The organism is Faecalibacillus intestinalis, from assembly GCF_003024685.1.
GTDB classification, from domain to species: Bacteria; Bacillota_I; Bacilli_A; order Erysipelotrichales; family Coprobacillaceae; genus Faecalibacillus; species Faecalibacillus intestinalis.
In genome coordinates this window covers 1-24,833 of record NZ_PYLQ01000020.1, presented here as the reverse complement: position 1 = coordinate 24,833, position 24,833 = coordinate 1, and the positions used below count along the sequence as shown (strand labels likewise).

At 23.5% G+C, this 24,833-nt stretch carries 24 protein-coding genes; 2 read left to right on the top strand and 22 right to left on the bottom strand.

Annotated elements, in window-relative coordinates:
- Positions 1 to 182: 182 nt before the first annotated feature.
- The 14 genes from C7U54_RS11585 to C7U54_RS11535 all read right to left on the bottom strand — a co-directional run bounded on the left by C7U54_RS11585 (position 183) and on the right by C7U54_RS11535 (position 15,761).
- The gene (locus C7U54_RS11585; protein ID WP_107030403.1) at positions 183 to 1,307 is read right to left on the bottom strand and encodes a hypothetical protein; all 1,125 of its coding nucleotides are present in this window, start codon (positions 1,305 to 1,307) and stop codon (positions 183 to 185) included.
- 86 nt (positions 1,308 to 1,393) lie between these two features.
- Complete coding sequence (locus tag C7U54_RS11580; protein WP_107030402.1) at positions 1,394 to 2,089, bottom strand: LytR/AlgR family response regulator transcription factor; 696 nt, start codon at positions 2,087 to 2,089, stop codon at positions 1,394 to 1,396.
- Positions 2,090 to 2,221: 132 nt separating this feature from the next.
- Positions 2,222 to 2,359 carry an AgrD family cyclic lactone autoinducer peptide gene (locus tag C7U54_RS11575; RefSeq protein WP_107030401.1) on the bottom strand — a complete coding sequence of 46 codons (138 nt, stop codon included), beginning with the start codon at positions 2,357 to 2,359 and terminating at the stop codon, positions 2,222 to 2,224.
- Positions 2,360 to 3,883: 1,524 nt separating this feature from the next.
- On the bottom strand, positions 3,884 to 4,051 hold the full coding sequence (locus C7U54_RS14650; protein ID WP_155522461.1) for a hypothetical protein: 168 nt from the start codon (positions 4,049 to 4,051) through the stop codon (positions 3,884 to 3,886).
- Positions 4,052 to 4,315: 264 nt separating this feature from the next.
- Positions 4,316 to 4,543: a hypothetical protein gene (locus C7U54_RS11570; protein ID WP_107030400.1), complete on the bottom strand. Its 228-nt coding sequence runs from the start codon at positions 4,541 to 4,543 to the stop codon at positions 4,316 to 4,318.
- Positions 4,544 to 4,709: 166 nt separating this feature from the next.
- A complete protein-coding gene (locus C7U54_RS11565; RefSeq protein ID WP_107030399.1) occupies positions 4,710 to 5,243 on the bottom strand; it encodes a hypothetical protein in 534 nt (177 codons plus the stop codon).
- A 12-nt stretch (positions 5,244 to 5,255) separates the two neighbouring features.
- Positions 5,256 to 5,423, bottom strand: coding sequence for a hypothetical protein (locus C7U54_RS14645; RefSeq protein ID WP_155522460.1), 168 nt, complete (start codon positions 5,421 to 5,423; stop codon positions 5,256 to 5,258).
- A gap of 24 nt (positions 5,424 to 5,447) precedes the next feature.
- Positions 5,448 to 5,615 carry a hypothetical protein gene (locus tag C7U54_RS14640; protein ID WP_155522460.1) on the bottom strand — a complete coding sequence of 56 codons (168 nt, stop codon included), beginning with the start codon at positions 5,613 to 5,615 and terminating at the stop codon, positions 5,448 to 5,450.
- 28 nt (positions 5,616 to 5,643) lie between these two features.
- On the bottom strand, positions 5,644 to 6,324 hold the full coding sequence (locus C7U54_RS11560; RefSeq protein ID WP_107030398.1) for a flavodoxin family protein: 681 nt from the start codon (positions 6,322 to 6,324) through the stop codon (positions 5,644 to 5,646).
- On the bottom strand, positions 6,314 to 7,606 hold the full coding sequence (locus C7U54_RS11555) for a glycosyltransferase (RefSeq protein ID WP_107030397.1): 1,293 nt from the start codon (positions 7,604 to 7,606) through the stop codon (positions 6,314 to 6,316). Before C7U54_RS11555 ends, C7U54_RS11560 begins: the two co-directional genes overlap by 11 nt.
- A 2-nt stretch (positions 7,607 to 7,608) precedes the next feature.
- Positions 7,609 to 9,399, bottom strand: coding sequence for an ABC transporter ATP-binding protein (locus C7U54_RS11550; protein WP_107030396.1), 1,791 nt, complete (start codon positions 9,397 to 9,399; stop codon positions 7,609 to 7,611).
- On the bottom strand, positions 9,386 to 12,361 hold the full coding sequence (locus C7U54_RS11545) for a lantibiotic dehydratase (protein ID WP_107030395.1): 2,976 nt from the start codon (positions 12,359 to 12,361) through the stop codon (positions 9,386 to 9,388). Before C7U54_RS11545 ends, C7U54_RS11550 begins: the two co-directional genes overlap by 14 nt.
- Before the next feature lie 17 nt (positions 12,362 to 12,378).
- The gene (locus tag C7U54_RS11540) at positions 12,379 to 13,605 is read right to left on the bottom strand and encodes a lanthionine synthetase LanC family protein (RefSeq protein WP_107030394.1); all 1,227 of its coding nucleotides are present in this window, start codon (positions 13,603 to 13,605) and stop codon (positions 12,379 to 12,381) included.
- A gap of 1,232 nt (positions 13,606 to 14,837) precedes the next feature.
- Positions 14,838 to 15,761 carry a tyrosine-type recombinase/integrase gene (locus C7U54_RS11535; protein WP_107030393.1) on the bottom strand — a complete coding sequence of 308 codons (924 nt, stop codon included), beginning with the start codon at positions 15,759 to 15,761 and terminating at the stop codon, positions 14,838 to 14,840.
- Between the two features lie 109 nt (positions 15,762 to 15,870).
- On the opposite strand from C7U54_RS11535, the gene C7U54_RS11530 reads away from it, so the two are divergent.
- Entirely contained in the window at positions 15,871 to 16,632 is a 762-nt protein-coding gene (locus tag C7U54_RS11530; protein WP_158569893.1) for a class I SAM-dependent methyltransferase, read from the top strand.
- Positions 16,633 to 16,634: 2 nt separating this feature from the next.
- Complete coding sequence (locus tag C7U54_RS11525; RefSeq protein ID WP_107030391.1) at positions 16,635 to 17,921, top strand: PLP-dependent aminotransferase family protein; 1,287 nt, start codon at positions 16,635 to 16,637, stop codon at positions 17,919 to 17,921.
- A gap of 327 nt (positions 17,922 to 18,248) precedes the next feature.
- On the opposite strand, the gene C7U54_RS11520 is transcribed toward C7U54_RS11525, so the two are convergent.
- From C7U54_RS11520 to C7U54_RS11495, 8 genes are all read right to left on the bottom strand, one after another.
- Complete coding sequence (locus tag C7U54_RS11520) at positions 18,249 to 20,426, bottom strand: hypothetical protein (RefSeq protein WP_147358333.1); 2,178 nt, start codon at positions 20,424 to 20,426, stop codon at positions 18,249 to 18,251.
- Positions 20,427 to 20,559: 133 nt separating this feature from the next.
- Entirely contained in the window at positions 20,560 to 20,985 is a 426-nt protein-coding gene (locus C7U54_RS11515; protein ID WP_230308204.1) for an adenylyltransferase/cytidyltransferase family protein, read from the bottom strand.
- A 314-nt stretch (positions 20,986 to 21,299) separates the two neighbouring features.
- Positions 21,300 to 21,437 carry a hypothetical protein gene (locus C7U54_RS14635; protein WP_155522459.1) on the bottom strand — a complete coding sequence of 46 codons (138 nt, stop codon included), beginning with the start codon at positions 21,435 to 21,437 and terminating at the stop codon, positions 21,300 to 21,302.
- A 67-nt stretch (positions 21,438 to 21,504) separates the two neighbouring features.
- A complete protein-coding gene (locus C7U54_RS11510; RefSeq protein WP_162297518.1) occupies positions 21,505 to 22,251 on the bottom strand; it encodes a CHAP domain-containing protein in 747 nt (248 codons plus the stop codon).
- Between the two features lie 266 nt (positions 22,252 to 22,517).
- Positions 22,518 to 23,195: a DNA-processing protein DprA gene (locus C7U54_RS11505; protein ID WP_241522616.1), complete on the bottom strand. Its 678-nt coding sequence runs from the start codon at positions 23,193 to 23,195 to the stop codon at positions 22,518 to 22,520.
- On the bottom strand, positions 23,177 to 23,494 hold the full coding sequence (locus C7U54_RS15295) for a hypothetical protein (RefSeq protein ID WP_241522613.1): 318 nt from the start codon (positions 23,492 to 23,494) through the stop codon (positions 23,177 to 23,179). Before C7U54_RS15295 ends, C7U54_RS11505 begins: the two co-directional genes overlap by 19 nt.
- Positions 23,495 to 23,516: 22 nt before the next feature.
- Entirely contained in the window at positions 23,517 to 24,080 is a 564-nt protein-coding gene (locus C7U54_RS15290; RefSeq protein WP_241522612.1) for a hypothetical protein, read from the bottom strand.
- A gap of 26 nt (positions 24,081 to 24,106) precedes the next feature.
- Positions 24,107 to 24,481, bottom strand: a complete 375-nt coding sequence (locus C7U54_RS11495) for a hypothetical protein (protein ID WP_118748909.1) — start codon at positions 24,479 to 24,481, stop codon at positions 24,107 to 24,109.
- Positions 24,482 to 24,833 lie beyond the last annotated feature (352 nt).

Below are 24,833 nucleotides of genomic sequence, written 5' to 3'. Positions count from 1 at the left end.
AAAGTGTCCCCCTAACTTTTAACAGACTTTTTTCAAGCCCCCTAAAATTGGCCCCTAAATAATTTGGCTTTCCCCCTAAATTATTTGGTTACCCTTTTATTGTCGGCGTTTTTATTAACACACTGTCGTCACTCGATCAACATGGTGCGTGCAGGAGGCTAAAATATTCAATTTGATTAAAATCACTCAACAATATCAATAATTAATTTCAAAGTATAAATACTCTCCACATTTTTTAAAGAGTAATCCGTTGTAAAATATTTAATTTTTTTATATAAACCATCTGTAACTTTATATTCTTTTAAATCACCTATCATCTCCACAATTATAAAATTATTTTCCTGATGAATTCCTAAGCTTAATCCTATTTTAGAATTTAAATTATCTTTAAAACTATCCAACAAGTAAATAATTAAATCACAAAATTCATTCGTATCGTAAATAGGATTTTCACATATAAATAACGTATTTTTTAAAAAAATATCATCATACATAAACTCATGTATTTTTGAACTTAAAACAAAGTCAAAATATGGATTATTAGTATTTATTGCAGTTGAAAATCTCTTAACTTTTGAAATATATTGTTCTAACATAAAATTTGCTTTATCTATTTGATTTGACTCTAAGTATTTCTTTACACCTATTAATATATACATCATTCTATGTTCTGTTTCTATGATTTCATTATACATATATTTCATTTTACTATAATTTTCTTCACTAAAATGATTTTTTTGAAGCTTAAGCTCATATTGTAGTCTCTTTTCATTATCAATCTGTAATTTTCTAAATATAAATAGAAACAAACCACTTATAACAATAAGGGATATTGTTAATGAAACACCTTTTTTCGTAGAAAAAGCACCTGTTAATAACGTTTCTAATAATACAGCAATAGTATATTCAATCGTTAGACATAATAATAGGATAGCCCATCCATTCTTCATTGTTAAAGAATCATAAAAATACCGTTTAAAAATACAAGCAAATATTATAAAACATAACAAAATAAATTTAGATAATATTGTACAGAATACATAATAATTTTTTGTATAAATTTCTAATGTGCTAATATTAAATATAAAAGTTGTAACAAGCATTGACAATAAGTTTGCCAAGTATAAAAATATTCCTGCTATAGAACAAATAATAATTTTTTCAAACAAACTTTCTGTTTTTAATTTCAATAAAGAGATAAATAATGTTGCAATTACAATAAATATCAACAACTGATCAAATGTATTGTAGTAATTTGAAATAGATATTTCAAAAAAACAAATTATCGTTGTTATTAAAATATACATTTTTTTCCTCTTAACATTGAAATAATATGCCATGAATGAACTCAATAATAGACCCTCTAAAAAATTTATAAAATAATTATATATTGTCATCGTAAAAAGTGCTCCTTGTATTTTTGTATAACATTATTTTTAAATTTTCTGCCTATATTAAATTCTTCATTATTTTTTAAAATAATAGTATTTTTTTCTATTTCCTTAATATAATCTAAATTTACTGAAAATGATTTTTGAAATTGTACAATTGTTTCTGTTCCCAAAGTATCCAAGATATTTCTCATAGTTGATCTATAGCAATATTCTCCATTTTTAGTATATAAAGTAACATCATGTCCACTGGATTCTATAAAATAAATATCTTTTAAAAATAGGTTTGTTTTTCTTCCATGAAAATCAAAAGTAAATAATTGCATTGTTTCTTTTAAATACGTCTTTAACAAAATAAACATTTCTTCTAAATCTTGTCTTAAATATGCCTTTCGTACAAAATAAAATGGTCTAACTGAAAGCGACGAAAACACTAAATCACCTCTTGATGATACAAAGATAATTATAGGATTTGCTTCTGAAACTAATAATTTCTTTCCTATATTTATTCCGTTTATCTCTTTTAAATCAATATCCAAAAAAACAATATCATAGTTTTTATCTAAAGAATTATTAAAAAAATCACTATTTATAATATCAATCTCATACCTAGTGTACAATCTTTCAATAAACATTATTACATATTGTTGAAGTTCACTAGAAAAATCAACATCATCATCTACAATTGCTATATTCACTATATGTACCTCTCACTATATCATTATTAAAATAATTTTATCATAATTATTGACACAATTAAATACTTTCATATACAATTCTAAAGATACATCGATACATTGATTTAATTATTTTTTGATATTGTATGTATTTTAAAAACAAAAATCATCTGGTTTTTTTGGTTGATATAATCCACTAATAGAGTAATTATTAACTCCTGCAGTAGCCATAAAAGCCAATACTGTTAATAGAAAATTTACCATATTCTTTTTCAATTTAATTTTTTTCATATTCCTTTTCCCTCCATATTTAACTTTATAGTATCTTTAAGCATTTGTATTTATTATCTACGTAACTAACAAAAATATGTCACAACTAACAAAAGCATAACGTGATTAATTCTATTTTATAAAGAAAATAATTTTGCGTTATATTACACATTTATTTTTTTAAAATTATGATTGCAAAAATACCTATATTTAGAAATGAAACAAATATATTGATATAATAATTTAAATTTTTCTCCTAGTTATGTATTAAAAAATATTTAGACTAAACTGTATTAGAAAACACACATGATTCTAGATTATATACTCATAAAATAATTTATGATAAATGAAAATACTTAACTAATTAAAACATTAGCTCAAAAAAATTATTAGTAATTTACTTAGAAAAAATTTTTTGTTCTATAATAACATAGTAGAAAAGATCAAACATAATAAAAAAATATAAATGCAAAAAAACTATTAAAAATAAAATAGTATAAACTATCTAATCAATTAAAATTTTTGATTAAAAAAAGAATTACTACAATATATTTAATCATTCCAATATCAAAAAATATACTATATCCACATCCAAAAAGAGTACATTATTTTGACGTCAAAGTTTCTACTGACTGAAATCTAAAGTCTACAACGTTTTCATTAACTCATTCGTAAACAACTCCACTTTACTTTTTCATTTTTAATTTTCAGGCTATTTTCAGTATATCACTGAAGTTTTTTCTCAATGCTAAAGCTATTCTGTTACCACATGCATAGCATGTGATATTGGTTTTATAATTAAAAAGGCTGCTTTTAATACAATGTTATTAAATTATGATGAAATAAATATAATCAGAAGAGATATCAAATAAAAATATTCTTCTGATTTTTACTTTGTTGTAACTAAAAAAAAGACATTTTCATAATTTTGACCCCTACATTACTAAGTGGAGCATATATATGTAACTATTTTAAAATCCTTTCTACATAAGGAATTTTTACATGTTCTCATTGTAGGACTATGTTCAAAATTAGGTTATTTTAGGTTTAAATTAGGTCAAAATAGAACAATCTTTTGGCATATCAGTGAATATGCCAAGGTGTGAGCCGCTTAAAATAATGGTTTGCCATAAAAATGTGTGTTATATAATAATTTATAATCTTATTAAGGAGAACTTGAAGATGAAAAATTGATTATATTTAGCTACTATATTAAGTGTCATTTCAATTTTAATTCAATTCTATAAATTGATTAGTTTGAAAAGCAGTATTGATTTTATAGATATTTTATTAGGATTACTTACTGGTATTGAATTGCTTATTTCATCTTTTATAAAAATCAAAGATAACAAAGAGAAACAATAAAAAGATATATGAAAAGAAATATTGAAAAATATGCTTTATGGATTGCTTTTATATAATAATCAAATCCCATATTTTTAGGATACCATTTGTAGTAATGAAAGCATGCCATTACCATCTTTATATTTTTTAATACAAGGATTCTACTTACATCTAAATCAAATTCATCATCTGGAAATGGTCCTAATAATCTGGACAACTCGTTCTAAAATGAATATTTTTTACCCTAATCAGATATTTATTGTCAAATTTTAAAACATTTTCAATACCATTGTAAGATTCATATTCTTTGTTATCTTTATTACTTTGGTAACAGTCAACTATTTGACAGAGAACATCATTTTCATCCATTATAGCTTTTCTTTGCATGATAAGATATCAAAAGTAAATTCCAATAAATCATAAGAAACATTTAGATAGAATACACTGTATGTTTTGTCCTATTTATTACAGTTTCTAACAGTTGTTTCATTATCCTAAAAAGCATTGTCGATAAGAAGCTCACATCCATCTACAGCCAAAAGCGATATTCTTTAAAGAACTTTTCATCATATATTTTCTTGTTGAAAGTATTAAGAATATGAAAAAAGCTTCCATTTTAATCTTACTTTTGGATTATACAAAAGTGGAAGAAGCAGGAGTAGTCGAAGAATAATCAAATAATTGATAAAATTTATCTTTTAAAGAACTTGTTTCCATACAAAGGATGGAAGTAGTTTTAAAATCAAGTTTACAAGAACGAATAAAATCAGTATCCGGATTTTCACAAAAAAGAGAACAAGAATTGTTCATATCATCAATGATATGATATAAAATATTTTTCAAATACTTATAGTTATCCATAAAAACAACTCCGACAATATCTATAAAAAATTGACCTATTATCAATAAAATCTATTGATAATAGACTGCATACTTTATAGCCATGTCAATATTAAAAATAAAAAAGAGGTCTACTTTAATGTAAACCTCCTATAGCCATAAAATCTTAACTTAATGGCATTGGCTTTTAACACCCTTTTCTTTTATTGCTTGATCTATATGAATCTAAATGGTATTGATTAGCAATATCATCAAAAGTTTTATCTAACTTTTCAAAATATTTTTTTCTATACTGTTTGTAATTTTCATAAACATTTAATATATCATCCACTAACACTTTTTCTAACTTTAATTTTTCTATCATGTAAATAAAATTATCCCATGATTGCGTTTCTAATTGATAAGAATATCCATCTAATAATTCAAAAATTAAATCAATATGGTATTCATTTACAATTATTCCCGAAATAGCACCATAATTTCTTCTGCAAATTGATACTTCTATTTTTTCTATTTCTGAATAATTAATTATTTTAAATGGCTCTTGTTTCCATTTACCAGTTAATGAACCAATTGAATGTAATTCTATACTATTAGCTGTTATATTAACACCAATCTCAGGTTTATATTTGTGATAATATTTTTGTTCATTTTTACTATTTATTGAAATTACTGCATTAAAAATATTAGTTTTTGATAATGTTATATAACTTTTATTCATTGTATTTTTGCCTTAGCAATAATTGCATCCTTCTGTGAAATTTGTTAATGTTGCACAGACAATTGATGTAGAGCTATTTGTTCCTACTACTGAAGAATATACTCCAACACCATCATCTTCTCCATTACCTTCATCATACAAATCCAAATTGAAGTCTTCTAATTGTAATTCTTTATCCATAATTTTTTCTCCTTTCTACTTTTTTTAGCAATAATTGCATCCTTCTGTGAAGTTTGTTAATGTTGCACAGACAATTGATGTAGAGCTATTTGTTCCTACTACTGAAGAATATACTCCAACACCATCATCTTCTCCATTACCTTCATCATACAAATCTAAATTGAAGTCTTCTAATTGTAATTCTTTATCCATATTTTTCCCTCCTTTCTTCTATAACCACTTATTGATGTAATTTACACCAGTAAGCTAATTCAAAAGTAATAAGATTATTTTTTAACATATCTTTATATAATTTATCATATAAATTATATATATAATCACTATAAGCTACATTTGTACATTTCTTTAATAATCCTGTTTCCAAATAATCTAAAGATATATCTATTTCATTACATAGGACATTTTTAGTTGTTTTATAATCACTGGTTATTAATCCCACTACTTCTAACCCTAAATAACTACATATTTTATATAAATAATTAGATACTTCATTTATACCTGTTCTATATGTAGAAATTATTAGAATACACTTTTTACCTTTCAATGGCATCGTATGAAACCAATATGATAATCTGTCAAATAGTGTTTTTAAATTACCTGATATATTATCAATAAATATTGGTGTTGAAATAACAATAATATCTGCGCCTAATAGTTTGTTTTTTATTTCAATAATTCCATCCTTGTTATCATAAATACAATTTCCAGTTTTAAAGCAAGTTTTACACCCAATACAATTATTTATAAAATTTAAGTAACTATCATCTATAAAAATTTCTTCTAAATAGTATCTTTTTTTTATTTCTAATTTTAATTGTTTATAGATTTTCATTGTTGTTTTCTTCTCATTGTAATGATCTCCATTAATATGCAACAATTTTTTTGTACTTTTAATTATCATAAATATAATCCCACATAGATTTAAAATTATTATTTTGATTTCTTAAATCATTTGAAATTTCATTTAATTTATTTACATTCAACTGTTTTCTTAATAATTTATTTATTTGTGATGAAATTGAAGCATTTTTATTTAATGAATAGGTTGTTTCACCTATTCCTAATTCTTCTAATAATAATCCATTCATTCTTTGTTCACTACTAATTGGAGTAATTAACATTGGAACCTTATAATAAATTGCTTCTAATATACTATTATGACCTCCTGATGTAATAAAGACATCTGTTTTTGATAAAATAAATTTTTGAGGTATAAAACTAGAAATGTAAATATTATTTATTTTATTTTCTCTTATATAGTTATTTAGGGGCTCTGAAAATTTTCCAACTGCCATAACAACTCCAATATTAAATTTTGAAAGAGCATTTACAAAATTTTTATAATAATAATATGATTGTGTTACAAATGAACCTGAAGATATATATATGATTTTTTTGTATGATTCAATAAATTTTATTAATTTATCATCTATATTTTCTTCTATTTTAAATACAGATTTTTCTGGTTTGATTATTAAATACTTTCTATTTTCATAAAATGATGATACCGGTTGAAATTTTTCACTTGAAAAAATTAGTGTAAATTCAGTCATTGGATCTAACTGATGATGAGTATAAATTGGAAAATTTTTTTCCCCATATTTCTTATATAATTTTTCTGCTCTCTCTCTTAAATCAAGAAAATATTCATTTGGTAAGTTTTTTATACGCCATTTAGCATTCATAAATACAGCATATAAATCATTTGGATTCTGCTCAAAGTATCTTTTTGAATAAATATTATGTGTCATATATCCAATGCATTTAATATTCATTTTATCAGCAACCAATCTTCCTAATTTATCCACAGCATCTCGAAACATTAAATTGATGTTAAATTTTTCTACAATTTCACAAATATAATCTATTTGTTTTAATGTTATATCAAAAACAGATTCTATGTCTTTTTCAGTTATATAATCATAACCTTCTTTAATTTTACCTTTTTTCCATAGTTCGTCTGTTTTTTTCATAACCAAATCAACATCAATATTATTACAAGAAGCAGGAACAATATAATCGGGATATTCAATAAACTTTGCACCATAACTTTCAAGCATATCTTTATTATTGGATGTACTCATACAATAAACTACATTTTGTTTATTTATTAATTCTCTTATTAGTACTTCTACAAGAGTAATATGACTTCTTGGAGAAGACATTAACAATAATATATTCATTTTTATTCTCCTATCTGTATATTATATAATTTGGCATAATCACCTTTATTATTCATCAGTGACTTATGTGTTCCTTGTTCAATTAATTTTCCATCTTTAAGTACAAAAATATTATCTGCGATCTTGACATTAGAAAATCTATGTGTAACAAAAATTCCTATTTTATCTAAAATATTATTTCTAAAATTCTTAAAAAATGAATATTCCGCAGATGGATCAAGTGCAGCAGTAGGCTCATCTAAAATATACATACTTGCACATCTAATCAAAGAGCGAGCAATAGCAATTTTTTGCCATTGGCCACCAGATAATTGTATACCTCCAGAAAACCAATTTCCTAATTGTTGATCATACTTATTTGGTAATGTTTGAATAATATCATCTGCACCTGTCAGTTTAGCCGCTTTTATTATTTTTTCTTTGTTATTAATTTGTGTTATATCCCCAACACCAATGTTATTTTTTGCATCAAATTCATAATTGTTATAATCTTGAAAAACTGTAGAAATTTTGTTTTGATAGTCTTTCATATCAATTTTTCTTAAATCAATATCATTAACTAAAACAGTTCCTTCATAATCAGTATATAATCCTGTTAGTATTTTAATTAAAGTTGTTTTACCTGAACCATTTTCACCAACAAGTGCATTTATTTCGCCAGAATTTAATTTTAATGAGATATTCTTTAACGAATAATTTTTTCTATTTTTATATCTGTATGAAACATTTTTTAATTCTATATTTTTAATAGAATCTATTTTTATTTTTTCTTCATTATTTTGGTACTTTTTATTGTCCACTAATCTAAAAAAAGATAAAATATATTCACAATAAACACTATCCGTATATAATGTAAAACACGAACTAGCAATATTATTAATTGCAGATTCAACTTTAGTAGTCGTATTAATATAAGTCATTAAACTCCCTAATAATAATTTTGAAGATAACGCTTCTAACATCGCTAATGCCACAATTATTAGCGAAAATAATGTATTTAAAAGTTGATAAAAGAAATTAAAAATATTTTTTCTCTTATTAATAATTATATTTTCATTAAATATTTCTTTTTTTATATTCTTAAATTTTCTTATTAAATATTCAGATAAATTTAACATTTTAACTTCTTTTACAAAATAATCTTTAATAATTAAATGTGATAAATACCATCCCTTTCTTTCATTTTCTGCTCTTTTGTATACCATATCGTATTCTTTTTTATTAATTTCAATAAAATATTTGTAAGCTGCAAATGGTAAGATAATAAACCCTATCAATGACCATAAATGCCAATTTGATAATATAATTAACGAAACTATAAAACTTACTAACCCTGAAATTAAGGACAATATATTTTTAAAAAGACTTAATGGTCTAATGCCTATTTGTTGTTCTGCTCTTTGTAAAGCATCATATATTTGTGGATTTTCGAAATCTTGATAATCAAGCCTTGAACATTTGTCTAAAAATAAAACATTTAAATGATAAAATAAATAATCACTGTACTTAGTTAAGTAATATGAATTAAAATTATTCAAAATAAGGGAAACCATTTTTATCGTTGTATATAATATTAAAACTTTAATTAAAGTACTTTTTTCCCCTCCAATTTGAAGCATATTAAGCATTTTTTGAGAAATAATAATAGAAATAAAAGGTAACGTACTAACTGAAATATTCAAAAATAATGATAAAAATATATATTTTTTTTCATACCTTAGTAAAAGCTTCATGGTTTCTATAATATTTTTTGAAATCACTTTTGTTTTTTTTAGTATATTATTTCTTTCCATAATATTTTTCCCTCATAATTTGGTTATAAATAATTTTTCTTAAATATCCCATTGTTCTATTTTCTAATTTTCTATTTATTCCTATCATTCGATTGAATTGCATATGAAAAATACTTAATAATATTCCCTTTTTTCTTTCTTTAGAATTGATGCTACTATTAATTTTATTCCAGTAACTAATAAAATCATTCTCATAGTTATCTAGGTTAATTAATAATCTTATTCCTTCTTCTGAAGTTCTATAATTTTGCCAATTATCATGATTTTTCAAATAATGCCCTGTTCTTATTTTTATTTGTTCAAATTCTTTATTATATTTTTTTCCAATATTAAAATTTTCTAAATAGTATAGTTTATCTTCCGAATTAATATCTAAATCTTCTATTAACTTATAACAACTTATAATAAATAAATCAGTTAATTTTAATTTTGTAAAATTGTATTCATACAATTTTAGAAGTCCTATAGCTAATTCACTATTTGAAAAAAAGGTTTCTTCTGCAAAATAAAAGTTATTAGCTCCTCCATATCTCTCAAATTCTTGAAAGTATGTATCCATAACACATTCTGTTATTAAATTATTTTCCTTTAAATCTTTAATCATATCACTTACAAATCCTACAATATCTTTTAATTTCTCATTGGAATACTTAATTCTTAGTCTTATATGTGATTTTGGATCCTTATATCTAATAAAAAATAGTCTACTATTATACTGTTTTTGTTTTAAAATATTATTTAATTTTGAAATAGAATTAATTAAAATGTGATTATGTACATCGTCATTGGAATACAATTTAATACTTAGCCAATTTTCTAAAGGAAATTTTGAATACATTAAATATTTATTTGTATCTATATACTGAATATCATCTGGTAAAATTAACTTATCTTTATATTTTTTTTGACATGGTGATAAATGAACTATTATCTCACTAACATATTTTTCATTATTTTCATCATATATTGGAAGATTTGATTCTTCAAAAATATTTTCATAAATTCTTAATGTACTATCTCCTTTAAGTAGATTATATAAAATATTTAAATGTACCCTATTTTCTACATTTAAAAGCATTCTTTGATCTAATGGTCCTACACTAACTAGATTAGAAAAGTTGTATTTTTTCTTCATTTCTTTTATATATTCATATATATTTTTTAATGTTACATCTTTGTTTTTAAAATCAAAATCCTTCGGCAATGTATAAGAAGCTGGAAATAAAATAAAATTTTTGTAACTTATTCGTGGCAAATAACCTTTTACTTGTAAAATATAGTGTTGCAAAGCTGTATAAAAACTTGTAAATAACAACTTCTGTTTATTAGTTACCTCAATAAGTGTTCTTAACTCTTGTGGATATGCATTTATATTGAACATATTAGATGCATAAAACTCTATAATTTCATTTGTAGATTTTTGAACAAACCTAATATAGTTTTGATTATCAACTATTACATATATATCTTCGATATCTATTCTTTCTTTATTTTGAATAATTGTATTTGTCCCATATTCAACATATGCACTTTTATTTGATTTACACATCATAACATTATTGTATCTTGCATTTTGAGGTATAAAACATACTTCAACTTCCTTAACTAAAGAATCCATTTTATGCTTTTCCTCATTAGAAAATAAATATTCGAATCTTCCTGAAATTTTATATTCCGTATTTGATCCCATCAAGGGACTTATCATATATTTTAACGTATTTTTTTCATTATATAAATATAAAGCTAATTCTCCTCCTGTTTGCGAAACATCTTCTTTGTATGTTATATTATTTACCATATAATTTTCTAACTTTAAATTATTTGTTTTATTTTCAGACATTGCTAATAAAATTTCACAAATAATATTATCATTATATTTTAAAGAATTTTTATCATCGGAATGTGGAAATCCTAAGCCCGTTTCTTCATCTATTAAATCAAGATATTTCACAGCCTGATTTCCATATTTTTCTTTAAATTTCATCGAATAATCAAAAAATGTTTCATTATATCTATATTTAGCAAGAAAATTTGCAAAATCTTCAATATCACTTTTTACTTTGTTATTTAAAGATATTTTTGACGTATTATACATATCTATTTGAAGATAATTATCGGATACATTAATACTTTCCATAAAATTAATTATATTTTTATAAATTTCTTCACCTTCACCTATATCAGTCTTTTCATAATTATCTAACATACTTCTTAGTTCTAATAATTTACAAAATAATTCTGTACTAACATTGTATCCCTCAAGTTTTTCTAATACATATCCTAATGGATCAGTAATTAAAGTATTTGGTCTTAAGTCGCTTATTAAGAATTCATTGTCTAGTAAACTACTAATGAATTCAATTATTGATTCTTCTTTAACACCAATTGAATTTGATTTTAAATTTTTGATAATATCTTCAATAGAAATATATTGTTTACACATATCAAATACATACTTTACTGCTTTGGTATTATTAATATATATCTTTCTTTCACTTTCACGTGCATTTTTCACATAACAACTATTCCATTTTTTCAAGACCTTTTCACCAACAAATCTATTGGTATCATTTATTATTACCTTTAGCTTAATACCTACATCTTTTTCTAATTTTTTTATAATTTCAATTAACCAAGACATATCAGGCCTAGATTTTTTATGATGTTTCTTATGTATATTTAATATATTGTCTTCTTTAAAATTTCCAATCATCACACTCGAATTTAAACCATATGGTGTACATCTTGTTGAGCTTCTTATTAAATATTTAGTTAACGAAATCAATTCATCATTATTTATTTTTTCTTTTTTTGAAATAATATCATATAAGCCAGATGAAGATATCAATAAATTTTCTTTAAATTTATCTAGTGATAAATTCTCTTTGTTTTCTATTGATTCCTTATAATAATCAAATGAATTATAAGGTATTCTTATCATAAAATCATTTTTGCATTTCATTTTTTATATCCTCCTCTTTATACTAAAAATAATGATTTTGTGTACATATTATAAAAATAATTACTTTCTTTTAAAAAATAGGGTATTAAAATCGAAAATAAACCATCTATTGAATTTAATTTTTCATACTCATAAATATCTTTATTATTTATGTAGTCTTTATCATATTTATAAAAATAATACTTATTATTTTTATTTCCCATTTGCCATATTTTTCTTTCAAGTACATTACTTAATATTCTAAAATAATCATCTTTAGTTTCTATATAAAATAAATTAATAATTAAATATAATCCAGAATACCCATGACAAAATGTAGGGCATTCTAAATTTAAATCATTTATATCTATTTTTTTCATTTCTTGTATCATCCATGATTTTAATTCTATATTTTCTGTATTATTAGCAGCACAAAAGAGTATTCTAATTATTCCCAATTTCCCGTAACACCATGCAAATCTTTTTTTATATACATATTTTCTATCATTTTCATTATTGGTTATAATCTGTGGCCAATATGTATCATTTGAAAATACAAACATATTTATATAAAATTCTAAAATTTTATTATATGTTTCATCTAATTTATTACATTTTATGTTATTTTTTTTCGCAAGAGAAAATATATACAAGAAATCTATAATTCCGTGTGCTGCTCCTAAATCAATATACCCTTCTGAATATTTTTTTTTAAAAATTGGATTTGTTATGTATTTATTTTTTATCCATATATTTTTTGATTTAATTATTTCACAATCTTCCTCAAATAATTTAATCATCCAATTCAAACATTCTTCTATATAATTTAATTGTTCATTGTGATATGTAATAAAATATGACAAAATCCCTGTTAAACCATTTAATAAATCATATTTTCCATTAAACAAGTCATGATTTTTCCCATTAACAATTAATTTTAAAGATTGATCTTTAACAAAATTTTCTATTGAATACAATATTTGACATTCACCATATAATTCTCTTATCATATATGCTATTCCTGTAAATCCGTACCAACTACCCAATGGAATATCATACTTTTTTAGGTTATTAAGTATTTTATTTAGTTGATCCTTTGAATATTCAAGATATTGTCTATATTTATTTAAATCTGTTTTTTTATAATAAATTGCCAAAAAATAATAATATATAACTAAATCAAATGTTTCTGGGAAATTATTTGGTTTATAATTTTCTAATTCCAGGTTTATGTTATCTATAATATTCTTTTTCACTTTCTTCATTTTTTCGCCTCATCTCTTTGACATATAAAAAATAACACCTATAAAGCATAAAAAGTATTAATTTGTTATAAGTTACACATATATGGCACAACTCTCCTCTATTAACAAAATTAAAAACAAATTTTACATACTTAATATTTTAGTATTATTCACTCAAAAGATAGTCTTATTGAAAATAACACTGTAAATGCCAAATAAAAAAAGCCGTTCAATTTGATCTGATAATCAATTTAAACGGCTTTTCTTTCAAATTCTTCTTTTATCTCTTCACTCCATGGCAAAAACAATCCAGTTTTCTAGATTTTCAACTAAATCTTATTGAGGTAAATAATTCAGGATAAATTCAATATAATCATATAGATCCAGTTTGTTATCTTTTGCTATTTCGATCACGCTGAATACTATCAACTACCTTAGTAGAAGTTGAAAGCAGTCAGTTCTTTCGATTGTGTTCTATAACACATAATTTCAATCAACAGTAAATATATTCTGCATAGAATATATCACCTAGCATAATAAAGCTCCGGTAATATTTGTTATTGTTTTTATATCCATATGACAAGAAACTTCGATTCGTACGTCGACTTTGGTTATATCAATATTTTATTTTTTAGATTACTCTAATCTATAGAAACAATGTTTGGAATTGAAATAGCTCCCGATTCAACTGCTATAGTTCTTACTTTCTTAAGCCGTTTGTAGTAGGTCTTACACCACATTTTAATTGGTAGCCCACTTTCTTATTATCTTCATCCATTGCTTTGTTTTGATGTCGTTATTAATACTCTTAACATTTGTAAAGGATAAAATAAAAATGTTAGAAAACCCACAAAATTATTTAGTCCAAAATCTACATTTTTATATTGACTTTTGCAAACATTCATAATCTCATCTTCCATGTATAGTAAAATTAGGCACTAAAACTACTATAATTATCATTGGTGATTTACTATATTTTCATCCATTATTTTATTCGTCGCTTACATAATATTTCACAAATTGATACTGATAAGAAAAATTATTTGAAAATAAAAAAATATCAACATTAATATAACTATTATTATTAATGTTGATACCGCTTTTTTAGAAATAATCAAAAAAAGACATATAATTTCAAATTTTTATTATTACTCAATAGTGGATAAATAAAAAATTAAAAATTTTCTATATTATACAAAATTTTTATTTAGATAGTGTCCCAAGGTAAGAAAGATTCCAAATCTTTCATTATTTTAAATATTTAATTGATAATCATTTATTGGATTCTTGTTAGTTAATATTTCTTTTTGTTTTGAATATGTAACATATGTATATATTTGTGTTGTCGATATTGAACTATGTCCCAATATGTTTTGAATGTATCTAATGTCAACACCTTTTTCAAGTAAAGTTGTAGCAAATGTATGTCTAAACATATGAGGGGTTATATGTGTCGAAAGTTCTAATTCACTTTCTATTTTTTTCAACAATATGCGAACGGTTTGTTCCGATAGCTTTTTATTGAATTTGTTTAGAAAAAAATATTCATTCTTTTTACATGTATTATTATAAGTTAGGTACATTTGACATAATTGAACTACATTAGAATTTCCCAAATATAAAATTCTTTCCTTTGATCCTTTACCAAATATTTTTAATTTCTTTTCTAATAAGTCTATATCTTTTAATTTTATATTACATAATTCAGATACACGGATTCCAGTTGAAAACATTACGCTTATAAGTGTAATGTTTCTTAAGGATATCTTTTTTTGGAATTCTGTCTTTGAATTTTTTAAGTCTTTTAATAATAGATGAATAATTTTATCGATATAATCTTTTTGAATTGTTTTTGGTAGTAATTTAGGTTCTTTTATTTTTGTTTTTATTTTATTAAATGGGGAATAGTCTATTATTTCTTCATATTCTAAATAAGAATAGAAAGCTTTTACACTTGCTATTTTTCTTTTAATAGTTTTATATTTTAAATATTTTTTATTTAGGTAATGTATGTATTCATTTATTATTTTTTGATTTATTTCTGTAGTAGTAATAAATTCTAAATATTGATTTAGATCTATTGTATAGGCTTTTATTGTTTTTTCATTTAATCTTTTTCTAAATTCGCAATCTTCATAATAAGATTCTAATTGTTTTTCTAATTCTATTTTTTTCATATCATATTTCTCCTTTAAATTACAATATGTAATTATATAGAAATGTTAATTCTTTTATATACCCTTTTATAGCGATAATTAGAAGTTATCGATAGAAAGGATGAATAGGATGGTTGATTTTAATTATGAAATTTTTAATGAAAAAGCTGTAATATACGATAAAACAAGGGCGAGATACAGTAATAATTATATAAATTTATTATGTAAAGAGATTTATGAAAACAAAATAAAAATTGCTGTAGATATAGCTGCAGGTACAGGAATTAATACAACAATTTTATCAAAATATGTAAATCAAGTTATTGCAATTGAGCCAAATAAGGATATGTACAAGCAATTAAAAAGAAATATTTTAGAGAAAAATACTTGTTTAATAAATACTACGGCGCAACATACTACTTTATTAGATAATTCAGTTGATTTAATTACTGTTGCACAAGCTTTTCAATTGCTGGATTTAAAAGACACAAAAAAAGAATTTAAAAGAATTTTAAAAAAAAGAGGGAAAGTTATTTTAGTATGGAATAGCAAAGAAACAAAAAATGAATTGTGTCTTGAAACACAAAAGACTATAAAAAAATATAGTAAAGTATATAAAGATGATATACATAGTTTTTCTTTTGAAAAAGATTCATTCAATAATTTTTTTAAAGAACAACCACGTTTTTATAAATTCATTGATGATGGTTTAAATTATTTAACAGAAGAGGAATATATAGGAAGAGCATTATCGGCTTCATACTCTTTGACCAATAAAGATAGTAAATACAACTTATATATTAGTGATTTAAGAAAAGTATTTCATAAATACGCTCAAGGTAATTTAGTTTATTTTCCATTGAGTACAATTGTTTATATTGGAGAAATATAGATATGAAATACGATGAATTCTACAAATTATGTGAGAAAGTATACGAACCAATAACAAATTTTGAAAAATCTTGTTTACCATTATGTGCTGCTGAGAATGAACAATCTGAATTTACAAAAATACCTTTAAAATCTTTTATTCAAGATAAATACATAATGGGTGGTATTGAAGAATATCAAGAACATAATAACTTTATTGGAAGTAATAATCTTTTTGAATTATACAATTTATTAAATCGATTGAGTTCTGAATTATTTAAAAGTATGTACGCTGATGGAAGAACTCTAACTGGAGTAAATACAATTAGTCTATTACTTATGTCCCTTTTTAAAAATAATGATAAAATATTAATCAGCGATGAAGAATGTGGAGGTCATAGTTCTATGCCAAAATTATGTAAAAGACTAGGTATTAAAACATGTTCTATGCCATATGATTATAATAACTATGATTTTGATTATGAAAAGTTAAACACACTCTTATTAGATGACAGTATAAAAGGTATTTTGATATGTCAATCTGATATGATATTTCAACCTAAATTAGAAAAAATAAAAATGGATAAAAATAAAATTCTTATTTATGATGCTACACAGGTTTTAGGATTAATCGCATCAAAAAAAATAAGAAACTATCTAGAATTTTTTGATAGTTCCTATCAGTTTATTATGGCAGGATCAACACATAAAACATTGCCAGGACCTACAAATGGATTAATATTAACAAATTCTTCTGATATTATAAATAAGATTGATTTAAAAATAAATCCAGATTATCTAAGAAATGTACAACTCCATCAAATAATGAGTTTGATATTTACGTTAGAAGAATTTTCAATTTTTGGTAAAGAATACTGTGAGCATATGGTGAAAGTTGCAAACATGTTAGGAAAATTATTAGAAGAAAAAGGGTTTAATATTGTAAAAAAGGATAAAATTTATACAGAAACTCATCAAATTTTTATTTTGATGGATTCAAAAATAGTTGATAAATTTATAATGCGATGCCAAGTTTATAAAATAACTTTAAATGCAAGAAAGAAACAAATATATAATGGTTCTGGAATTAGGATAGGTACACAATTAATAGCCAGGTACGGTTGGAATTACGATGAACTGAAAATAATATCAGAAGTACTATACAAAGTATATTTGGAATGTATTGATGAAAATACAAATTATTCAAATTATATAATTTCAGAAGTTAAAAATTTATCAAAAAGAAAAATGATAAAATATACATTTGAAGAAAACATAATAGATTTAACAAATAAATTATTTAAATTATAATTAATAAAAAGTTAAAGGTATCATTCTGTTGAATATCTAAAGTATTAAAGAGTCAATTTACCGTTATAGAAACTTAGCAAGAACGTAATAGTAAAACTTTTTTCATTGTTAAGTAGCCAAAAAATAAATATCATAATAAAGTAAGATATTATATCCATAAAAAAAGACATTAATTGTTACCTTCAAAACGTAATAAATCTAATGTCTTTTATCTTTAAATCTAAATTTGGTATAAAGTTAGCGACTTCTTAAAACCATAAAAATTTAGAATGTCATTTTATCAATCAAATATATTGATTTAATCTTGCTTACATGATATCCAATAATTTACATTACAAAGAGATCAATATTTACTACTTTTTCATATAAATAATTTACCCTTGAATTTGATTTATCATGTAATGCAATTGTTAAATACTCTCTAATACTTGCACACCAATTTAATATATAAAATATTTTTTTCTCTTTGGCAAATTGTTCTATTTTTAAAATAATATTTAATTGCTTCTCTTCAAGAATCTCATTTTGTATATTTGAAATGATAATACCTAGTTGATTAATCATTTCTAAATTTACATCATTTACTCTTTTAGCAAAGCGAAGCGATTTTTCATAATATTTTTTTGAGATAGTTAAATATTCATTTGAAATATTGATAAGTGCTTTTTTGCGATATACTTCAGCAATTTCAAAATAATAATCATACTTTATTCTTAAGTTCTTATTTTCAAGTTCTTGTATAGAAGAATACAACATTTTACATGCAGTATCATAATCTTTTTTTATTATTTTGTAGAAAATTGCTCTTTGTCTACTATTTAAAATTTCATTTTTCTTATTGTCAAGAAAATATTGATTGCATTTTTGTATTAATCTATTAAATTGTTTTTCATAGTCATAATTTGTATTCTTTAAATATAAATTAATCATAATAATGGACATCTTATTTCGAAGATATAAATTGAAAAGTTCTTTTTTTGAACTTGTTTTTTCACAAATAGAATCCGATATACTTAAAGAATAAATTAAATCCTTTTCTGAGCCCATATGTCGGTAACAGTGTGCTATAGCCCATTGACATTTTAAGTTGTTTTTTAACGAATTTTTTTCATCACGTTTTAATATTTGATATTGTTCTATTGCATTTTCGTATTCAGCTTGAAAATGATATAAATCAGCAGAATCAAAATTAAAATCAAAAGAAAATGTTTTATGATCTAGCAAAGTTATGTTAGATACCCATAGATCTTCATTATTAAAAAAATCAATTGCTTTTGGATACTCACCTAATTCTAATAAAGAATGAAAATACATATACATTAAATAATTTCTTATTTCTTCATCATCATAATTATTGTTTAAATTAAAATCTTCTATAAAAGTTTTTTCATATAAATTAATAAAATAAGTATATTTTCTTTTTTTAAAAAAACTTAATAAATAATTTTTTATTTCTAATTTAGATAGATCATTATTTTGACTATTTAATACAAGAAAAATATACTTTTCATCTGAGTAACCAATTTTTATTCTTTTTTCTATAAAACTATTATAATAATCAAATCTTTCATCATCATAACATTGTCTTATTAAAAAAGCTATGTAGTTGTTAATTATAATTTTGTCATTCGTACTATTTATTAATCCTCGCTCTTTTAAAATGCGTAAATTATTTTTTGAAAAATTAATATTTATGCCTCTAAATAATGAATAATTCATGGGTTCTTCTAAAATATTAAAAAATGAAACAGTTTTTAACATTTCTAAAGAATTTTTATCAAGTCTTTGACAAATTTCATGAATATAATTTTGAGCAGGAATGCTGTTATGAGAATTGTTAACAACTTTTTGGTTGAATAATAATATTTTTATTAAAATAGGAATTCCATTTGAATAATTGAAAATAGTTTCTGAAATTTCATGAGGTATATTTAAATTATACTCACTAGCCATCTCATTTACTTCTTTAATTGAAAATTTTTCTAATTCGATATTATTTTCATATAAATTTGGTGAGGAAGTGTATGTACTTATTATAAATATTAAGCCATTATCTAGCTCTTGTAATGATTCAACAAATGACATCATATTTTGATAATTATTTGTTGAATTGTTGTCAACTAGAATCACTATATCATTTTTTGTTATCTTTCTAAGTCTTTGGATAATTTCTTTGCAACTATAATTATTTTCTTCCAATTTTATTTTATTCATTATTGCTTGTTCTATAGATATATCATCATTTAACTCAAGATATATTGGAAATAATTTATTAGAATAAAATTTATATTTATTTTCTGTAATTTCTTGATAAACTTTCAATAAGAAAAATGTTTTACCTATTCCATTTCCTCCAGAAATAAAAATTATTTTATTATTATTATTTATTTTCTTTATAATTTCTTCTAATGCTTTTGTTCTATCAATAAAGTGACTTGGAATATTTTCAGCATACAAACTATTCAATAAATTACGTTTTTTATTTAATTTTTTAATTATAGACATAAGAAAAGGAAATAGAATAGATGTAAGAAAAATGGTTAAAATATCAAACCATTTATGTGGGTTATAATAAAGAATAGTTAAAAGAATTAACAAAAAAAATATATATATACAAATGATAACTTTTTTTATAAAATTACTTTTTTTCATTTGAATAATTTAAAATAATTTTATTAATTATGTTAGTAGTTGATATATCTAGTTTTCTAGGAATATAATCAACAATTATATTTTGTTTAAGTAAGTTATCATAATTTCCTGTATTTTTATCAAATTCAAAGCCATCCTCACCATGAAAATATATATCAAATTTATATTTGTCAAATTCAACCATTCTATTTGTTGATATTTGTGTTACAACTTTATCTACACAATCAAGATGCTCTAGAATTTTCTTTCGCTGTTCAAATGGTATAATTGGTTTTTTATTCTTATATTTTTCAACCATATCATCCGGGCATAATGCAACAATAAGAAAATCGCACTTACTTTTTGCACAATTTAAAAATTCTAAATGACCATAATGAAATAAATCAAAAACTCCATTTGTATATCCAATCATTTTTTTCAATTTAATCACCCTTTCAGTATCATTATATCGATAACTTCTAATTATCCATACTTAATATTAGCATTTTTATGCATTAATAACAAATTTACTTATATAGGTACAAATTTTAATAAACCTTTATTCCAAATTTTTGGTATAAAATATTAAGAAAATTAAAATAATTCCTGTAAAATGAATACAAAAAAATACTTTGTTATTTATTCATATTTTACAGGATTCATTTCATTTTTTATCTTAATTTTTATTTTATTATTATCAATTTATATATTGATTATTTAACTAACATCCATTTCAAAATGTTTAAATTAGATTTTTGCTATTTCATCAAGATATTCTTCACGTTGTTGAATTATTTGTAAAGTACTAGATGCAGAATCTAATTGATTTTTAACCTTTTTTGCTATTGTTTCCGTATCATTAATTAGATTTTCTAATTCTTTCATATCATTACACTCCATTATAAAAATATAAATAAAGAATTTCTTTGTCATTTAAAAATATTTTCATTTTTCAAATCCCATAACCATAAATAGATTTGCTACTTAAATTATAACTTTTTTCTCTAACCTCATCTTTGCTATTACCTTCTACAGTGAATACTTTTCCATTTTCAACTTTTTCAACAATACCTACATGATCTGTATGCCCATCCTGTTGCCAATCAAAAAATATGATATTTCCTGTCATCGGTACATAAGATTTATCTTTCCATCTGTTATTTTTCTTATACCAATTTTCTCCATTTGTGCATAGAGAAAACTTTGGTACTGAGTTATCATCTAACATTCCACTTTCATTTGCACACCATGATACAAAAATGGCACACCAATTTACTTTTTTATTGAATCCATACCATGTCCAATATTTACTTCCACTTGTTGTTCCGACTTGTGACTTTGCAACTTCTACTATATTGTTATTTCCAATATGATAATACCTTAAAACATGTACAACGTAATCAGGATCACCATAAACATTTGTTTTTAATTTTGCCTTCATTTCATCAGAAAACACCTTTGCATTTGCTCTAGTATATCCTCCAAAATGTTCATTTGCCCAACTTATATATTCGTTTCCATAATTATACCCTTGAAGGGTTAATGATATATGCTCGGTATCTCCACTTGAAGCAACCTTTGCATCATTTAAGCAACTAGCTAAATGTTGTATTCCTACCTTAATGGAATAATCATCATCTGTTATTCCATTATGCACTCTTGGATATTTTTCATTAAATCCACATTCTGATGACTGCACTGGAATCATCTGACAACGCAGAAAATACTCCAATAAATAAAACAAGCACTATTAGAACAATCATTCCTGTTCCGTAAGAAATCAAATGATTCATGATTGCTATTGGCTTTTTTATAAAATTTATAATTTTATTACCTGAATATTTCATCGTGGTTGTTTGTTGAACTTATTTAATGATTTTCTATATTTGTTCAACATTTTTGATTGGCTGTTTTAGTATATAATTTTATTTTTTCATTGCAATATACACTAATAATTTCAATATTTTATATTTCTATGCTTCTTATTGCATTTATATCATCGTTATTCAATAATTTATAGAACACTTTCGCTTTATTTAATATTTCTAAAACCTCTTTTAAATTTTTAAAAGAATATGCACCTTTTTTAATGTATTTCTTTGGCCATGATAGAGAAGAATTATTGAGAGCTGATTGCGGTATTAAAACATCTCTTCCTTGTTTTAGAGCATAATCTGCTTGTTTTAAAGCACCGCTTGTTTCCCCTGCTTCCATGATAATCGTTGCTAATGAGATTCCACTCATTGTCCCATTTCTTATTGGAAAATTCCATCTATAAACTGGATTACATGGCGGAAATTGTGAAACCACTAATCCTTTTTCTTCAATAGCTAATTGCAATTCTTTATTTTCTTTTGGATAGTATTGATTAATTGGAGTTCCTATAACTGCAATTGTTCTTCCACCATTTTGTAAAGCTGATTTATGAGTAACTGTATCGATTCCTTTAGCCAGTACTGCATTAACAACAAGATTTCTTTTGATAAGTGACTTTACAATTTTTTCTGTCTTCTTCATTGAATCTATTGTAGCATTTCTGCTTCCAACAACACATACAGACTTTTCATTTAATAGATGAACATTTCCTTTTAGAAATAGAAATGGAGGTGTTCCTTGTGTATCAGCTAATAGCTTTGAATATATTCCATCACCTTTTTTACTAAAATGACATCATCTGTTAATTTTGCAAAGCTATCTTTTACTCTCAAATAACAGTTATAAAACTCTTTTTCTGAAATACTTAATTTTGATGACAAATAGGGAATAATATTTTTTAATCCACTTCTAAAATTAAAATGATCTATTTTTTCTAATTGATTTATATATTCACATGTCTTTTTATCATTATTATTAAAGTATTGTTGAATCGTATAATATAAAATAGCATCTCGAACATAAGCCTTGTTAATATTAAACATTCCTGCTTTTGTTGTATTTTTCACTTTAACCTACTATTCCTTTTTCTTATTTTTTAACAGTCATATCTTTTATAACATTATCAAGATATTTACTTAACTCATCAATTGTATATTGTTTATTATTTATAATTCTCTCTGATTCAATATAAACAAGTTGTTCATATAACTCTAACATTTTTTCTCTGCGATCATATGTCTCACTACTCATAATAATTAAATTCTCTTTATCATTAAATTCAAGATAAACAGGTTCATTGTTTTCTTTACAAAATTTTATAATTTCTCCAAGTTCTTTTTGCAATTTCGATGAACACTCTCTCTTGTTCACCTTGAATTTATCATTGAAATGTATTATCATTGAATCTTCATCAATCCAGCCTTCTTCATTTGCTGAAGCTAAGCCTTCATTTAACATTTTCATTACTTCTAGTTCTGCTACCATCTTGTCATACTTTCTCGCCTTTCTTGACATTTCTTCTTGTTCATTTATATCCATAATAGTATAACAACCATGTCCATTTTTTGTTAAATAAACAGGAAAACCAACGGTAACATCTTCAAGTACTGCGCTGTAATTTCTTAAATCAGAGATAGGTTTTATATTTGGCATATTCTCTCCTCCTTTTATTAAAGTCATTATACTATTTTGACACCTGTTGCTAAAATATCAGTAGTATTTGTTATTCCAACGGTATCTAATGCTGTTAAATAATCCGAATATTTTGAATCTAAAATATTTGACATTGATCCAAAGAATTCATAAGCAAACGCATATTTTCCACCTTTTTCTTTATAATTTTTTATTCCATTTGTACAAGTCCTAAATGCTTTATAAATAGCGACACCTGTTTGAGATTTATAAAATTGTTCATAAGCATCTATATCATTTTGTGAAATAATATTTGCATATACAGGATGTCCAAAATTTTTTTCATCTGAAAAACTCTTATCATAGTTTATATTTTCAATATAATGTGAAGTATATAAATATATCGTATATAGATTCATCATGGTTTCCATCATTATATTCTTTATTATAGACTGATCGAATATACTTCATTCTTTCTTTTTGTTCCTCTTTAGACGCAAGTGGATTTCCATCATATGGATCTCCACTTCGTGATGATTGTATATTAACTTTTTTTGGTATAGATGTATCAAATAAATCATTTTTATCTAAAGATAAAGCGTCTAATAATTCATCATCCGTTTGAGTTAGCGTAATTAAATTGAATAATTGTCCTGATGTAACACCAGCTTAATTATATTTATCTGAAATATCAATTATTTGATCAGTCACTTCATCTAATGTAATTTCATCTTCCGCATTTACTGTTGGAATAGTTGTTAATATCATACCAGC

Coding starts and splice junctions, on each gene's coding strand:
- C7U54_RS11520 (WP_147358333.1), bottom strand. CDS start 20,426: ATGTCTATAATTAAAAAATTAAATAAAAAACGTAATTTATTGAATAGT.
- C7U54_RS15290 (WP_241522612.1), bottom strand. CDS start 24,080: ATGCCAAATATAAAACCTATCTCTGATTTAAGAAATTACAGCGCAGTA.
- C7U54_RS11565 (WP_107030399.1), bottom strand. CDS start 5,243: ATGAATAAAAGTTATATAACATTATCAAAAACTAATATTTTTAATGCA.
- C7U54_RS11515 (WP_230308204.1), bottom strand. CDS start 20,985: ATGATTGGATATACAAATGGAGTTTTTGATTTATTTCATTATGGTCAT.
- C7U54_RS11550 (WP_107030396.1), bottom strand. CDS start 9,399: ATGGAAAGAAATAATATACTAAAAAAAACAAAAGTGATTTCAAAAAAT.
- C7U54_RS11545 (WP_107030395.1), bottom strand. CDS start 12,361: ATGAAATGCAAAAATGATTTTATGATAAGAATACCTTATAATTCATTT.
- C7U54_RS11525 (WP_107030391.1), top strand. CDS start 16,635: ATGAAATACGATGAATTCTACAAATTATGTGAGAAAGTATACGAACCA.
- C7U54_RS11575 (WP_107030401.1), bottom strand. CDS start 2,359: ATGAAAAAAATTAAATTGAAAAAGAATATGGTAAATTTTCTATTAACA.
- C7U54_RS14645 (WP_155522460.1), bottom strand. CDS start 5,423: ATGGATAAAGAATTACAATTAGAAGACTTCAATTTGGATTTGTATGAT.
- C7U54_RS11570 (WP_107030400.1), bottom strand. CDS start 4,543: ATGGATAACTATAAGTATTTGAAAAATATTTTATATCATATCATTGAT.
- C7U54_RS14650 (WP_155522461.1), bottom strand. CDS start 4,051: ATGGATGAAAATGATGTTCTCTGTCAAATAGTTGACTGTTACCAAAGT.
- C7U54_RS11585 (WP_107030403.1), bottom strand. CDS start 1,307: ATGTATATTTTAATAACAACGATAATTTGTTTTTTTGAAATATCTATT.
- C7U54_RS11555 (WP_107030397.1), bottom strand. CDS start 7,606: ATGAATATATTATTGTTAATGTCTTCTCCAAGAAGTCATATTACTCTT.
- C7U54_RS11535 (WP_107030393.1), bottom strand. CDS start 15,761: ATGAAAAAAATAGAATTAGAAAAACAATTAGAATCTTATTATGAAGAT.
- C7U54_RS11495 (WP_118748909.1), bottom strand. CDS start 24,481: ATGATGAATCTATATACGATATATTTATATACTTCACATTATATTGAA.
- C7U54_RS11530 (WP_158569893.1), top strand. CDS start 15,871: ATGGTTGATTTTAATTATGAAATTTTTAATGAAAAAGCTGTAATATAC.
- C7U54_RS11560 (WP_107030398.1), bottom strand. CDS start 6,324: ATGATAATTAAAAGTACAAAAAAATTGTTGCATATTAATGGAGATCAT.
- C7U54_RS11540 (WP_107030394.1), bottom strand. CDS start 13,605: ATGAAGAAAGTGAAAAAGAATATTATAGATAACATAAACCTGGAATTA.
- C7U54_RS14640 (WP_155522460.1), bottom strand. CDS start 5,615: ATGGATAAAGAATTACAATTAGAAGACTTCAATTTAGATTTGTATGAT.
- C7U54_RS14635 (WP_155522459.1), bottom strand. CDS start 21,437: ATGAAAGAATTAGAAAATCTAATTAATGATACGGAAACAATAGCAAAA.